Origin of the sequence: Salmonella sp. SAL03688 (assembly GCF_046551895.1) — a bacterium.
Classification (GTDB): Bacteria; Pseudomonadota; Gammaproteobacteria; order Enterobacterales; family Enterobacteriaceae; genus Salmonella; species Salmonella enterica.
Genome location: NZ_JBGDVI010000001.1, coordinates 297,427 through 312,009, shown reverse-complemented (window position 1 = coordinate 312,009; position 14,583 = coordinate 297,427). Strand labels below are relative to the sequence as shown.

The window sequence follows — 14,583 nt, the reverse complement described above, 5'->3', positions numbered from 1 at the left end:
GAATAGATTTCAAAGGCGAAGTGTAGCCTTTTTCCCTGCCTAAGCCCAGCCAGCAGATCGCACTCGCAATAAAAGTAAAAAAGTGTCCGTAACGTGGCGCAAATGGCTATGACTGGTTAGCATAAATTCATTACGCGGCATGATGCTGCATTGGATAACAATTGAGGAAGAGCTTGTGGATAGAGCCAAACCATTTGTCTGGCGTCTCGTCGCCGCCAGCGTATGCCTGCTGACCTTTTGTCACCTCGCGCGGGCCGACTCACTGGAAGAGCAGCGTAACCGCTATGCGCAGATTAAGCAGGCCTGGGACAACCGCCAGATGGATGTGGTAGAGCAGATGATGCCGGGCCTGAAAGATTATCCGCTCTACCCGTATCTGGAATACCGTAAGATCACCGACGATTTGATGAACCAACCGGCGATTGCTGTCACGCAGTTTGTGCGCGCCAATCCTACGCTTCCGCCTGCGCGTACGCTGCAATCACGCTTCGTCAATGAGCTGGCGCGTCGTGAAGACTGGCGCGGCTTGCTGGCGTTTAGCCCGGAGAAACCCGGCACCACGGAAGCGCAATGTAACTATTACTACGCGAAATGGAGTACCGGGCAAACGGAAGCGGCCTGGCAGGGCGCGAAAGACCTTTGGCTGACCGGCAAAAGTCAGCCGAATGCCTGCGATAAACTTTTCAGCGTTTGGCGGGCCTCCGGCAAGCAAGACCCGCTGGCGTATCTGGAACGTATTCGGCTGGCGATGAAAGCCGGGAATACGGGGTTGGTTACGGTGCTGGCCGGACAGATGCCGGCGGAATATCAAACGATCGCCTCAGCGATCATTACCCTGGCTAATGACCCTAATAACGTGTTGACCTTCGCACGCACCACCGGCGCCACCGATTTTACCCGCCAGATGGCGGAAGTCGCGTTTGCCAGCGTCGCCCGCCAGGACGCGGAAAATGCGCGTCTGATGATCCCCTCGCTGGTACAGGCGCAGAAACTTAATGAGGAACAAACGCAGGCGCTGCGCGATATCGTTGCATGGCGACTGATGGGCAACGATGTGACCGATGCGCAAGCGAAATGGCGCGATGACGCGATTATGCGCTCGCAATCGACGTCGCTTATCGAGCGGCGCGTGCGTATGGCGCTGGGGATGGGCGATCGTCGCGGTCTCAATACCTGGCTTGCCCGACTGCCAATGGAGGCGAAAGAGAAAGACGAGTGGCGTTACTGGCAGGCGGATTTATTGCTGGAGCGCGGTCGTGACGCCGAAGCGAAAGAGATCCTTCATGCTTTAATGCAGAAGCGCGGTTTTTATCCGATGGTCGCGGCGCAGCGTTTAGGCGAAGAGTACACGCTTAAAATCGATAAAGCGCCCGCCAACGTAAACAGCGCGTTGACGCAGGGGCCGGAGATGGCGCGTGTACGGGAGCTGATGTACTGGAACCTGGATAACACGGCGCGCAGCGAATGGGCGAATCTGGTAAAAAGCCGTAGTAAATCTGAACAGGCGCAGCTGGCGCGCTATGCGTTTAACCAGCACTGGTGGGATCTGAGCGTACAGGCGACGATCGCCGGAAAACTGTGGGATCATCTGGAGGAGCGTTTCCCGCTGGCGTATAACGATCTTTTTACCCGCTATACCCGCGGAAAAGATATCTCACAAAGCTATGCCATGGCGATTGCCCGCCAGGAGAGCGCCTGGAACCCGAAAGTAAAATCGCCGGTAGGGGCCAGCGGCTTAATGCAGATTATGCCGGGAACGGCCACCCATACGGTGAAAATGTTTTCGATTCCGGACTACCGCGGCCCCGGCCAACTGCTGGAGCCGGAGACCAACATCAACATTGGCACCAGCTATTTGCAGTATGTCTATCAGCAGTTTGGTAATAACCGTATTTTCGCCTCGGCGGCGTATAACGCCGGGCCGGGGCGCGTGCGCACCTGGCTTGGCAATAGCGCCGGGCGTATCGATGCCGTAGCGTTTGTCGAAAGCATTCCCTTTTCGGAAACGCGCGGCTACGTGAAAAACGTTCTGGCCTATGACGCTTACTATCGCCACTTTATGGGGCAGAAAGAGGCCTTAATGAGCGACTCTGAGTGGCAGCAACGGTATTAATGCAGACGGGTTATGTTATCATTTGTACTCGTGTAACAGTACAAACGGCGGTATAACATGACCCAGCATTCCCCTTATTCATCGGCTATCGCCGAACAACGTAATCAGGAGTGGCTTCGTTTTGTGGAGTTACTCCGTCAGGCATATGCAGAGGATCTGCATCTGCCTTTATTACAACTGATGCTTACGCCGGACGAGCGTGAAGCGCTGGGAACGCGCGTGCGCATTATTGAGGAGTTGTTGCGTGGCGAAATGAGCCAGCGCGAGTTGAAAACCGAGCTGGGGGCGGGCATCGCCACCATCACGCGCGGGTCAAACAGCCTGAAATCCGCGCCGGTTGAACTGCGTCATTGGCTTGAGAACGTACTGCTGAAAAACGCCTGATTTGCTCGTAGGCCGGATAAGGCGAAGCGGCCATCCGGCAACATCGCCGCGAAATGCCTGATGGCGCTGTGCTTATCAGGCCTACAACATAGCGCAAATAATTATCGATACACCGCGTTATGAAACGGGCTGAGCGCCAGGATCACCGCCTGGTAGTAAACGCTGGAGCGCGTTAATTTTCCGGCGGTAAATACGCCAATGGCGCCCTCTTTGCGACCAATCTCGTCAATACCGGTATAGTGGGACATCACCGGGCCAAGCGCTTCTCCCTGGCGGACTCTGTCGAGAATGACGGCGGGCAGCGGCAGCGTGGCCGATCGCGCTTCACCGCGCTGAACGCCGTTATCAATCACCACCCAACTGAAGGTGGCGTCATCGTCAATTCCGGCTTCAATGGCTACCCAGAAATCAGCTTGTGGATGCAGGCGTCGCGCATTATCCACGCGATTTCGTGCGCCAGCACGCGTTTCCTCGCTTCCGAAGGGCTGCTCCGGTACGCCGCTCTCGACGGCGACGGGCGTAATATGGCACGATCCTTCGCCGAAAATCTCTTCAAATGCCTGTAGAATTGCCTGAATTTTGGCAGGATTGGTGGTCGCAGAGATAACCTGGTGCATAATTAAGCTCAGTTTTAAAAATTTATCGCAGTATAACGGAAAAAAAACATGTTACAGGTATACCTTGTTCGCCACGGTGAAACGCAGTGGAACGCCGAGCGACGTATTCAGGGCCAATCGGACAGTCCCCTGACAGCAAAAGGCGAGCAGCAGGCCATGCAGGTAGGAGAACGCGCCCGCAGCCTCGGCATCACCCATATCATCAGCAGCGATTTAGGCCGCACAAAACGCACGGCGGAGATTATCGCCCAGGCGTGCGGGTGTGATATCACCTTTGACTCCCGCCTGCGCGAGCTGGATATGGGCGTGCTGGAAAAGCGCCAGATCGATTCGCTGACGGAAGAAGAAGAGGGCTGGCGTCGTCAGTTAGTCAACGGCACGCAGGATGGCCGCATTCCCGGCGGAGAATCGATGCAGGAGTTGAGCGATCGCGTTCATGCCGCGCTGGCGTCCTGTCTGGAGCTACCGCAGGGCAGCCGACCTTTATTGGTCAGTCACGGTATCGCGTTGGGCTGTCTGGTCAGTACTATACTGGGACTACCCGCCTGGGCGGAACGCCGGTTACGTTTGCGCAACTGCTCTATTTCCCGCATCGATTACCAGGAAAGCCAGTGGCTGGCGTCTGGGTGGGTGGTAGAAACCGCAGGGGACGTTTCGCATCTGGACGCCCCTGCATTGGATGAGCTACAGCGTTAACGGCGAATCGGGATCAGAAATTCGCAGCGCAGGTTGATAGGGCGATCGCCGGTTTTGGTATCTTCTGACGGGTAGTATCGCTCTATATCCTGTCCTTTACGACGGGTCAGATTCAGCATTGGCATACAGGTGCCGTAAACGGTCAGGATAAAATCCTGCACGCCGGTTCCTAACCCTTCATAGGTGAACATGACGTATTCACCGCCCTGCAACAGCACGGGATGCGCCGACTGAACATAGCCATCGGCCTGCTCTTGCGGCAGTGCGGTGGTATAGAATACTTCCTGCTCATCGTCTTTCTCCATGCTGGGGCGCGTTTCATTAAGCCCATAAAGCACTGGCGGAATAGTTGGCGAATGACCGAGGAAATCATGCCAGAATTGCACGCGCATTTCGTGGCGGAAGTCGGAAATCTGTTCCAGCGAGCAGGAATAGCTCTGCGTGACGCCAAGGAGCGGCGTATCTTCCAGCGTAACGAACTGATGTTCCGGCACGGTAAACTCGCCCAGCCGTAATGGCGGGCGAATGCCAAAGGCGCTCCATTCCGAGGAGCGACGATACAGCGCTGGCGTCTGGGAAAACTGTTTCTTAAAGGCGCGCGTAAAGGTTTGCTGAGAATCGAAGCGGTACTGAAGAGCAATATCCAGAATTGGACGCGCGGTCAAACGCAGCGCCACTGCTGATTTCGATAAACGACGGGCGCGGATGTAAGCGCCAATGGCGTGGCCCGTCACGTCCTTAAACATTCTCTGCAGGTGCCACTTGGAATAGCCTGCTTTTGCCGCCACATTGTCAAGTGACAGCGGCTGATCCAGATGACCTTCCAGCCAGATTAACAGGTCGCGAATTATGCCAGCCTGATCCATAAAATATCCCCATCCTTTCAACAACGAGCACCCGATATCAGGTAAGAGGATAATAGCATTTTTTGTTCTTTTAGCATTCAGTGTTTTTTTTGAGCTTAAATGCTTTTTTTAAGCAACGTGACAGGTAATTATTCTAATCCTGTGATCTATAACCATTTTATTTTAGAATGTCTAATAATTACGCAATGTAACTTTTATGAATGGTAACAATATGAAATACAAGAGCTTAGTACTTTTCTCAATTTTGTTGCTGCTGGGGCAGAGCGCCCGCGCGGAACAAATTGGTTCAGTCGATACGGTATTTAAAATGTTCGGTCCTGACCATAAAATCGTGGTGGAAGCTTTTGACGATCCTGATGTCAAAAACGTGACGTGCTATGTTAGCCGGGCGAAAACGGGCGGCATAAAAGGCGGATTGGGGCTGGCGGAAGATACGTCTGACGCCGCCATCTCTTGTCAGCAGGTCGGGCCTATTGAACTGAGCGACAAAATTAAGAACGGCAAGGCGCAGGGAGAGGTGGTTTTCAAAAAACGCACCTCATTGATATTTAAGTCATTGCAGGTCGTGCGTTTCTATGATGAGAAACGCAACACGCTGGCGTATCTGGCCTATTCCGACAAAGTGGTCGACGGGTCGCCGAAGAACGCCATCAGCGCGGTGCCGGTCATGCCGTGGCGACAATAACAGGGAAAGAGTATGCAGCAACCGCAGGTCTGGTTAGTCGAGGATGAACAGGGAATCGCCGATACGCTCATCTACACCCTGCAACTGGAAGGGTTTACCGTTGAGCTATTCGCTCGTGGGCTGCCCGCGCTGGAAAAAGCGCGTCAGCAACGGCCGGATGCGGTGATTCTCGATGTGGGACTGCCGGATATCAGCGGCTTTGAGCTGTGTCGGCAGTTGCTGGAACGCCATCCTGCGCTGCCGATTCTTTTCCTGACTGCCCGTAGCGATGAAGTGGATCGATTGCTTGGTCTGGAGATTGGCGCAGATGATTATGTCGCCAAGCCGTTCTCGCCGCGCGAAGTGAGCGCCCGCGTGCGCACGCTGCTGCGCCGGGTGAAAAAGTTTGCTGCGCCGTCGCCGGTGGTGCGTACCGGACATTTTGAACTCAATGAGCCGGCGGCGCAGATCGCCTGGTTTGGTACGCCGCTCTCGCTGACGCGTTATGAGTTTCTGCTCCTTAAAACCCTGCTGCTGTCGCCGGAGCGCGTGTACTCGCGCCAGCAATTGATGGATATTGTCTGGTCTGATGCCCAGGAGACCTTCGATCGGACGGTCGATACACACATCAAAACCCTGCGCGCTAAGCTACGCGCGATCAACCCGGATCTCTCGCCAATTAACACGCATCGTGGGATGGGATACAGCCTGAGGAGCGTCTGATGCGCATCGGAATGCGTTTGCTGCTGGGCTACTTTCTTATTGTCGCCGTCGCCGCCGTGTTTGTGCTGTCTATCTTCGTTCAGGAGATAAAGCCGGGCGTCCGCCGCGCGACGGAAGGGACGCTGATTGACACCGCAACGCTGCTGGCGGCGCTGGCCCGCGACGATCTTCTCTCCGGCAACCCGACTGACGGCCAGTTGGCGAAGGCATTCGCCCAGCTGCAACATCGCCCGTTTCGCGCCAATATCAGCGGGATCGTCAAAGTGCGCAATGAATACCATGTCTACATGACGGATGCGCAGGGTAAGGTGTTGTTTGATTCGGAAAACAAAGCGGTGGGGCAGGATTATTCTCGCTGGAATGACGTCTGGCTTACGCTGCGCGGACAGTATGGCGCCCGCAGCACGGCAAAAGATGCTGCCGATCCCAATAGCACCGTGATGTACGTAGCCGCGCCGATAATCAGCGATGGACGGATTATCGGCGTCCTGTCTGTCGGTAAACCGAATGCGGCAATGGCGCCGGTGATTAAGCGCAGCGAACGGCGCATTCTGTGGGCCAGCGCCGTTTTACTGGGAATTGCGCTGGCGATCGGGGATGGTCTGGTGGATTAACCGCTCCATCGCCCGGTTGACGCGCTATGCGGATTCCGTCACCGAAAACCGCCCGCTTGCGTTACCTGCATTAGGCAGCAGCGAGCTGCGTAAACTGGCGCAGGCGCTGGAGAGTATGCGCATTAAGCTGGAAGGCAAGAATGAGATTGAGCAGTACGTGTATGCGTTGACTCATGAGCTGAAAAGTCCGCTGGCGGCGATACGCGGCGCGGCGGAGATTCTGCGTGAAGGACCGCCCGCGGATGTGGTTACCCGCTTTACAGAGAATATACTGGCGCAAAATACGCGAATGCAGGCGCTGGTAGAAACCCTGCTGCGCCAGGCGCGGCTGGAAAACCGGCAGGATATCCCTCTCGCGCCGGTTGCTGTTGATGAGCTATTTACGCAGCTTAGCGAGGCACGCAGTATTCAGTTGGCGGCAAAAAAGATCACCCTTACTCTACGGCCTTCCTCGCTGGTTGTCGTCGCCGACGCGGAGCTTCTGGCGCAGGCGCTGGGCAATGTGTTGGACAATGCCATCGACTTTACGCCTGAAAATGGCGTTATCACATTAAGCGCTCAACCGATGGGAGAGAAAGCGATCCTGCAGGTGACGGATTCCGGCTGTGGTATTCCTGATTTTGCGCTGCCGCGCATTTTCGACCGATTCTATTCGTTGCCCCGTGAAAACGGACGTAAAAGCAGCGGGCTTGGGCTGGCGTTTGTCAGCGAGGCGGCGCGGCTCCTCAACGGTGAGGTGACGTTGTGCAACCGCCCCGAAGGCGGCGTGCTGGCCTCGTTGACACTTCACCGTCACTTCACATAACTTCAAATTCTCCCCACATCGCGTTCTTACACTGCTGGCATTGCAAAGGAGAACGCTATGTTGAAATCCCCCCTGTTGTGGAAAATGATTACGTTAGGCGGCGCCATGATCCTGCTGTTAATTCCCCTGATGATGGTACGGCACACCATCGTGGAACGTGCTGATTATCGAAGCCATGTAGAAGCCGCTATTCGTCAGAGTACCAGCGGCCCGCAAAAGGTTGTCGGCCCGCTGGTGGCGGTTCCGGTGACAGAGCTCTATACCGTGCTGGAAGAGGAGAAAGAGGTTCAGTATAAGCGCAGCTATCTCTATTTTTGGCTGCCAGAGTCGCTATTGGTTGAAGGCAATCAAAACGTTGAAGCGCGAAAAATAGGTATTTATCAGGGGCAGGTGTGGCATACCGATATGGCGATAAAGGCGGAGTTTGATGTGGCCCGTCTGCATGAGCTGAACAGACCGAACATTACCCTTGGAAAGCCCTTTATCGTCGTGGGCGTCGGCGATGCGCGCGGTATCAGCGCAGTAAAAGCGCCGCAGGTCAATGGTGAAACGCTTACTGTAGAACCGGGGACCGGCTTACCGGAAAGTAGAGAGGGCATTCATATCCCGCTGCCGGACAGTCAGTGGGCGACGCGCAACCTGACGTTGGCGATGTCGCTAAATTTAAGCGGAACCGGCAGCTTTTCACTGGTTCCCGTCGGGCGTAGCAGTGAAATGACCCTGACCAGCAACTGGCCGCACCCAAATTTTGTGGGGGATTTTCTTCCCGGTAAACGCGAAATCAGCGGTTCAGGATTTCAGGCCCAGTGGCAAACCAGCCGGTTTGCCACGAATCTCGGCGAACAGTTTGCTGATGCGCAAAAGGTGGATTGGGACAACTTACCAGCGTTTAGCGTCGCTGTATCGACGCCAGCCGACCAGTATCAACTGACGGACAGAGCGACGAAATATGCCATTTTGTTGATTACGCTAACGTTTATGGCTTTCTTTGTCTTCGAAACCCTGACGGGGCAGCGGTTACACCCGATGCAGTATCTGCTGGTGGGGTTATCGCTGGTGATGTTCTACCTGCTGTTGCTGGCACTGTCGGAACATATCGGTTTCACGCCAGCCTGGATCGCCGCAAGCCTGGTGGGCGCGTTGATGAATAGCGTTTATTTGCAGGCGGTGCTGAAAGGATGGCGCAATAGCGTACTGTTTACGCTGGCGTTATTGGCGCTGGATGGCGTGATGTGGGGATTGCTGCGTTCGGAAGATAGCTCGTTGCTTCTGGGTACCGGCGTTCTGCTACTGGCGCTTGGCGGCGTGATGTTCCTGACGCGCCATCTGGACTGGTATTCGCTCTCTTGTCAGCAACGTAAGTCATTACCGCCAGTAAAAGATGACGAATTACGTTTGTGGAAATAAATCTAACGGGCGCGCGCGTTAACGTTTTCCCGCGCAGCGCCAGAAAATGTGATGCCGTTAGTTATAGGTCAGGTTTAATGTTGCCGTGGCATTCGCCTGGCCGGGAGTCACCGTGGCGGCGGTTTTATAGTAGCGCGCGCTAATTTTCAGGGTGGTCGACATATTCATGGTTCCGCCGTTAACCGTCTGGCTGCCATCGGCATTGGTGGTAATCGTGTGAGTAAAGAGATCAATTTTTTGATTAATTGGCAAACTGTCGGTAAAGAAACCGGCGTCCGGCGCCTGAATACCCAACTGTACGCCAACGCCGGTTGCGCTGGTTGGCGCGCTTGCATTGCTCAACTGGATGACTGAATTATCAGGGTTATTTCCGCTGGCCGGTTGGGCGCTTAACGATGCGGAGATAGCGGTGCCTTGTTCGCAGGTCAATAAGATATCCTGCTCGCCTGTGCCCGCGGTTTGACTGTTAGCGAAACTGCCTAAATTGACGCTGCCTAAATCCACGGTGATGGCAGGTGTTTCTACCCGACATCCCATCGCTTTCATAATCAATTGCGTATTCCCCAAATACAGATGGGTCAGGATATCGCCGCCGGAGTCTTCCGTTGCGCTATCGCGAAAAGATACGCGCGCCAGTGGACTTTGGAATGTCGCGGTACCGGAGGTGATCGGACCGCCTAAGGCGACCAGTTCAACATTGTAGGCGGGAGCCATCGCATGGTGTGTTTTATTGCCATCGCCATTATGGTAGGTATTATCGATTGGCATGACATTATCGTAAGGGCCAGCATTCGTTTGGGTTTTAATCGCAATGCCCACGCCGGAAATACCGGTGCTAAATACCGGCGTGTTGTTCCCGTCATTCGCATTGATTGTCGCTGATGTATTTGACTGCGCGCTACCGGGTTCATATAAAAAACCGACCTTATAATCGCGACTACAGCCATCCATTGTGACTTCGGAGGTGGAAACCCAGCCCGATTGCCACAACACCTCGCCTGCGGTATAGGCGTGGCTATCCACCACAAGCTGCGACGGCGGGGTGATAGTGATCGCGCCTTCATTACCGGAACGTTTACAGGAAGCGTAACCATGACTGGAGTACGCGAATAGCAGAATAAGCGCCAGATATAACCTTCTCATGAAAAATTCCTGCTTTTATACCAGGTGAAATAGAAAGATGTTATTGCCATGCGATAGTGATCGTCACAACGGACGTGAAATCCCCTGCCGTGACTTTTCCATACGGGGTATACATCCTTGCGGCGACAGGCAAATTGGCTTCGTGGGTATTACTGTTGATATCCACCGTGTAAGTGACGTTGTTGGCCAGATTGACCAGACTTTTGCCGTCCAGGTTAAAAAGCTGTAATCCTAAATCCTGCGCCGGATTGGCCGCGCTGTTTGCATAAATCGCAGAAGCATAATGCGGATCGGGATAAGGTACGCCGTTAAATGAAATCGCGGCTTTTGTGGTCGTTGCCGGGCAATTCGTCATTTTTATGGTAAAAGGAATGGTGGCGGTATTGCCACCGGCCACGGCGATATCCGCCCGGGCATATTGTCCAAGAGAGATCGTGTCGGGGACCGTCACGGTACACGGATCGGCATAAATTAATCCCGTAACGTTAATGTCTACGGCATCTGCGGTATTGTATGCCGCGTTGATCGAGGGCGACCATAATGCCAGACCCGTGAACGTTAACAGGGTGGCTAATGCAGCAAATCTGTTCATATTCATCTTTTATCCCACCAGAATCACTGGCATTGCTCGTGTAAGATTTCTACGCCAGAAGCGGAGGGGGAGCTCGGTATACGGTAAGAGACCTGACACCGGTCTGCTGCTGTTGGTCCCCACTTCACTAATAACCGCCCTTGTTTTTCCAGTCCGGTTAACCAGGCTTGCCCCGCATCACCAACAAAACTGCTGTGATTGTCTGGTTTTGTTAAAGACGAGACGGTCGCGCCAAAAGGAACAGGCAGATTGTTTATGCGGGTTAATACCATCAATGCCTTGTAACCAATATTGGTTTTATATTCAGCCCTGACCACCGCGCCACGGGTAGGCACCAGCGTTTTACTGGTATCAATGAGCTCAATATTTTTTCTAATGCCCGTCGTATCTAAAGACACTTCATTACGATGGTAAGGCGAAGCATAAGGTACGACGGCATACCCGCGAAAATCGGTGTCCACGCCCGTTTCGTTATTCACGGGGACACCCGCTGCGCCAGGAGCTTTAACCAATATGATGGTGTCGTCCATTGGCTGGGATAGTGTCAGGCCATTTCGATGTAACAGTACGCCGCCCTGAACGCCATAATTCAGACGGCGCATATGATTATCGTAGCTATACCCGCCGTTAATATCCGCATACGTCCCGTTATAGGTTGCGCTCACATTACCGCTGGTGGCTTTCTCTTGAGAGGAATAACCTTCCTGAACGCTCCATGAGAGATTTTTCTGTGCCAGCGCTGTTCCGTTTAAACCGACAGTATGCGTGGTATCGCCGTCTTTCGCGGAGTTCATATTGTAGGTGGCATACGTTGACGGCATAAAGGCATCTAACGGAATACTAATATTGATTGAAATTTGCTGGTCATTACTGTCTTCCGTATCGTCGTCTTCATCCTGAGAATTATCGGCGTTCAGCGTATAAGAATAGTTAATGCCATAGCTTACGTTATGCCATGTGTTGTTATAGCCAATACCTAATGATGTGGTATGAGTGTCATTCCAGTAATCTTCATTATATAAAGTGAGTGAAATGGAACCGTAGATAATGTCTTGCGATAACGACAGGTCGGTGCGATTACGTACATGATCATAGTGACTATTATCGCTATAGGTATCCAGCACATCCTCAAGAGCGTAGTAATCTTTGGTCGAATAACGGTAGCCAGCGACAGTGAAATTGGTGCCTGTTGACTGAATATCTTTGCTGTAACGAATACGCCAGGACTGTCCGGTAAGCGTATCGCTAACCACATCGCCTGCTTTAATTTTTGACCATGAGTTGGTGACGTCTAAAGACAATGCGCCCAGATCGCCAAGGTTTAAACCTGTCCCGATGAGCGCCGCATGATAAACATCATTGCTCAGCGTACTCTCTATTCCGCCATAGGCGGTTATGCCGCCTGCTAATCCGTATAAGGCCGTCAGTTCTGCGAAATTTTGTTGTGCGGAATGCGTATCTGATGAACGCGTGCGGCCTACCGTCAGGTCGTATTTCAGGTGGCCTTCACGCTGTAATACCGGAACGCTGGCGTAGGGCACAATGAAATGCTGTTCAGAACCATCGGATTCTTTGATGGTGACGTACAGGTCGCCTGAACCGCCAGTTGGATAAAGATCATTGATGGCGAATGGACCCGCCGGAACGTTAGTTTTGTAGATGGTATAACCGTTTTGCTCAACGGTCACCTGCGCGCTGCTTTTGGCCACCCCGCGAATGACCGGGGCGAACCCTTTCATACTGTCCGGCAACATATCGTCATCAGAAGAGATCTGTACGCCCTTAAATGAAATACTGTCAAAGACGTCCGCGGGCGTGTTATTTTCCCCGGCGATCAGCTGTCCTTTTAAAAATTCGATATCGCGAGAAACATAGGTGTAGGCAGAATCCCAGCTATTTTGCCCATCGCTATCATGATTCCAGGTTGAGTAGTTACGAAAACGCCATGCGCCAATGTTAATACCAGGGCGCAGGTTAGCGTATTCGCTATTTTCCGTCCGGTTTTCATCAATATCGTGATCCTGCGATCCGGTAAAACTGTAGTTCAGCAAAAAAGCATTAATGCCTTCATCCCATTCGCTGGTAGGGACGAATTCTCGCGGGTCGGCGATCAACGCGATTTGAGGGATCGCTAAATCCAGCCGGTTACCGATGACATTAAACTTTGCTACAGCGCCAGCCAGCAGACTAAGATCGGTACACCCGTTTGGGTCATTTTTAAGCTCGGGGAAGTTTTCTGTTTTTACGCCCCACTGCTTGAGTTGTTCAACGCTAAGACACGGCTGTAGGGAGAGCTTATTATCTGCTGATTTTTTATTTTTAAAGGCAATATTTTTTGTTTCAACACTGGTGTTATTAATATAAATATCAACATTATAGGTGCCCTCTGCCTGCCCCCCCTTTTCGAAAACCGATAGATCGACATTCTCCACGCCCGGTTCATCATTTTCCAACGATAATGGATTAAAATGATCATGCGCTAACGCTGGTTTTATGGAACAGCATATAAAGAGAAACGATAACGCTAATTGAGAACGGGGCTCTACTCTGGAGAATTGCACAGTAAAAGTCCTGAAAGGGTAAAAGTAAAGTGAAGTCGTTAATGGCTAGAATGAACCGGAATGCGGCTCTAAACTCATCCCATAATCGCTGATTAATCGCCACGTTACCGTGCCATGAGGGGCGGCAGTAGAACCCAATTTAAATGACGCTGATGATTTTGGCGGAACGAAGGTTGCTGATTTCACTTCATGGCTGTTAAGCGTCACACTGGCAAAGTTCATATAATAGGGAGTGGGGTTATTTACGGTAATAACATCACCTGCCGTCTGCCATTTTAATTGTTGGCTCTGGCTATCAGGCGTTGATTTTGTTAATGCTGGCGGTCGATATATAAGCTTTATTTGGGTATTAATGGAGATTTCCACGCGGTTCGCGGAGGCATTATCATCAATAGAAGGAATACCCTTAATATTGAGCCAGTACATAGACTCCCGATCTGCAGGTAGGGGGGCGCCAGAGCGAATAACCCGAATACTGTTCTTTTGCCCGGCATCAAGGCGAAAAAGAGGCGGGGTGATAATAAACGCCTGCTTATTTGTGACCTGGGGATCGGCAACCGATAACCATGACTGAACAAGATTCGCTTTGCTGTCTTTATTCTCTACATTGATTGACGACTCATCATTATTGCCGTCGAAAACCAGTCGGGTTCCGCCAACAACAATGCTGGCATGGGCAACATGGCTTGTCAGTAATACGACCAACACGGATTTCTTTATGTGTTTCATTTTTTACTCTGTAAAGATGTTTTACGCTATGGACTGGCATCCTGCCTGTCCATATCAGGATGAGAATGCCTTACTGATACGAAACGGTATACGTAACCTGAGTGCTAACATCTCCACCGGTTACGGTTGCGGAACCATCGTTTGCCATGGCGGCGTAATAGGTAAAGGCTGCTGTCGATCCGTCGGTTGGCAGGTTTACTGCGGCATCATCCGTGTTATCTGTCACATCGCTATGTGAAGCGTTCTGAATAGAAATACCGACACCCGCGGCGCCCGTTTCCGATCCTTCGTCCGCGTTTTTGAAGTACGTTGGGTTAGAATCATCTGTTGCGCCGTGGAAGCGGAACATGGCCTGGGTTGGTACGCCAGTCCCTGCTTCCGGGCAGCTAACCAGGCTTACGGTAAACGGCACGTAATCGGTTGTGGCGCCTTTTTCCGCGATGCGTTCTTTGCTGTAATTGCCTAAATCAATGGTGGTATCCGTGGAGCCATTAACCTGAACCGTACACGCCTGATCGTAAATTTTGCCATTGAACGTAATCGTGTTCTGGGCAAATACCGGTGCGGATGCTACGGCAGTTAACATTGCCAGGATGATAATTTTCTTATTAAACATATTAATTGTTGCCTGATTCTATTCGCTGAAAAATAAAGATAGCTATATAAAAT

General features: G+C 52.4%; 13 protein-coding genes and 1 pseudogene. 7 read left to right on the top strand and 7 right to left on the bottom strand.

Annotated elements, in window-relative coordinates; genetic code table 11:
- Positions 1 to 175 precede the first annotated feature (175 nt).
- Complete coding sequence (gene sltY, locus ACLJR2_RS01380) at positions 176 to 2,113, top strand: murein transglycosylase (protein WP_000373271.1); 1,938 nt, start codon at positions 176 to 178, stop codon at positions 2,111 to 2,113.
- A 57-nt stretch (positions 2,114 to 2,170) separates the two neighbouring features.
- The gene (gene trpR, locus ACLJR2_RS01375) at positions 2,171 to 2,497 is read left to right on the top strand and encodes a trp operon repressor (protein WP_000192003.1); all 327 of its coding nucleotides are present in this window, start codon (positions 2,171 to 2,173) and stop codon (positions 2,495 to 2,497) included.
- A gap of 101 nt (positions 2,498 to 2,598) precedes the next feature.
- On the opposite strand, the gene yjjX is transcribed toward trpR, so the two are convergent.
- A complete protein-coding gene (gene yjjX / locus ACLJR2_RS01370) occupies positions 2,599 to 3,114 on the bottom strand; it encodes an inosine/xanthosine triphosphatase (RefSeq protein ID WP_000554310.1) in 516 nt (171 codons plus the stop codon).
- A gap of 48 nt (positions 3,115 to 3,162) precedes the next feature.
- On the opposite strand from yjjX, the gene gpmB reads away from it, so the two are divergent.
- A complete protein-coding gene (gpmB, locus tag ACLJR2_RS01365) occupies positions 3,163 to 3,810 on the top strand; it encodes a 2,3-diphosphoglycerate-dependent phosphoglycerate mutase GpmB (RefSeq protein WP_000942363.1) in 648 nt (215 codons plus the stop codon).
- Here gpmB and robA read toward each other — a convergent pair.
- A complete protein-coding gene (robA, locus tag ACLJR2_RS01360; RefSeq protein WP_000371685.1) occupies positions 3,807 to 4,676 on the bottom strand; it encodes an MDR efflux pump AcrAB transcriptional activator RobA in 870 nt (289 codons plus the stop codon). The two genes, gpmB and robA, sit on opposite strands and share 4 nt — an antisense overlap.
- A gap of 211 nt (positions 4,677 to 4,887) precedes the next feature.
- On the opposite strand from robA, the gene creA reads away from it, so the two are divergent.
- The 4 genes and pseudogenes from creA (at position 4,888) to creD (ending at position 8,889) form a co-directional block, all read left to right on the top strand.
- Entirely contained in the window at positions 4,888 to 5,361 is a 474-nt protein-coding gene (gene creA / locus ACLJR2_RS01355) for a protein CreA (protein WP_000875811.1), read from the top strand.
- 12 nt (positions 5,362 to 5,373) lie between these two features.
- The gene (gene creB / locus ACLJR2_RS01350; protein WP_001187046.1) at positions 5,374 to 6,063 is read left to right on the top strand and encodes a two-component system response regulator CreB; all 690 of its coding nucleotides are present in this window, start codon (positions 5,374 to 5,376) and stop codon (positions 6,061 to 6,063) included.
- Positions 6,063 to 7,482 (top strand): annotated as a pseudogene (gene creC, locus ACLJR2_RS01345) (two-component system sensor histidine kinase CreC). The gene creB and the pseudogene creC overlap by 1 nt, the downstream one beginning before the upstream one ends.
- Positions 7,483 to 7,539: 57 nt before the next feature.
- Positions 7,540 to 8,889: a cell envelope integrity protein CreD gene (gene creD, locus ACLJR2_RS01340; protein WP_000920383.1), complete on the top strand. Its 1,350-nt coding sequence runs from the start codon at positions 7,540 to 7,542 to the stop codon at positions 8,887 to 8,889.
- A gap of 57 nt (positions 8,890 to 8,946) precedes the next feature.
- On the opposite strand, the gene sthE is transcribed toward creD, so the two are convergent.
- From sthE to ACLJR2_RS01315, 5 genes are all read right to left on the bottom strand, one after another.
- Positions 8,947 to 10,032, bottom strand: coding sequence for a fimbrial major subunit SthE (gene sthE, locus ACLJR2_RS01335; RefSeq protein WP_001253775.1), 1,086 nt, complete (start codon positions 10,030 to 10,032; stop codon positions 8,947 to 8,949).
- 40 nt (positions 10,033 to 10,072) lie between these two features.
- The gene (locus ACLJR2_RS01330) at positions 10,073 to 10,630 is read right to left on the bottom strand and encodes a fimbrial protein (RefSeq protein ID WP_001056989.1); all 558 of its coding nucleotides are present in this window, start codon (positions 10,628 to 10,630) and stop codon (positions 10,073 to 10,075) included.
- Between the two features lie 17 nt (positions 10,631 to 10,647).
- Entirely contained in the window at positions 10,648 to 13,185 is a 2,538-nt protein-coding gene (locus ACLJR2_RS01325) for a fimbrial outer membrane usher protein (protein WP_001160707.1), read from the bottom strand.
- A gap of 45 nt (positions 13,186 to 13,230) precedes the next feature.
- Positions 13,231 to 13,914: a fimbrial biogenesis chaperone SthA gene (sthA, locus tag ACLJR2_RS01320; protein ID WP_000680522.1), complete on the bottom strand. Its 684-nt coding sequence runs from the start codon at positions 13,912 to 13,914 to the stop codon at positions 13,231 to 13,233.
- A 70-nt stretch (positions 13,915 to 13,984) separates the two neighbouring features.
- Positions 13,985 to 14,530 carry a fimbrial protein gene (locus ACLJR2_RS01315; protein ID WP_000482231.1) on the bottom strand — a complete coding sequence of 182 codons (546 nt, stop codon included), beginning with the start codon at positions 14,528 to 14,530 and terminating at the stop codon, positions 13,985 to 13,987.
- Positions 14,531 to 14,583: the final 53 nt, after the last annotated feature.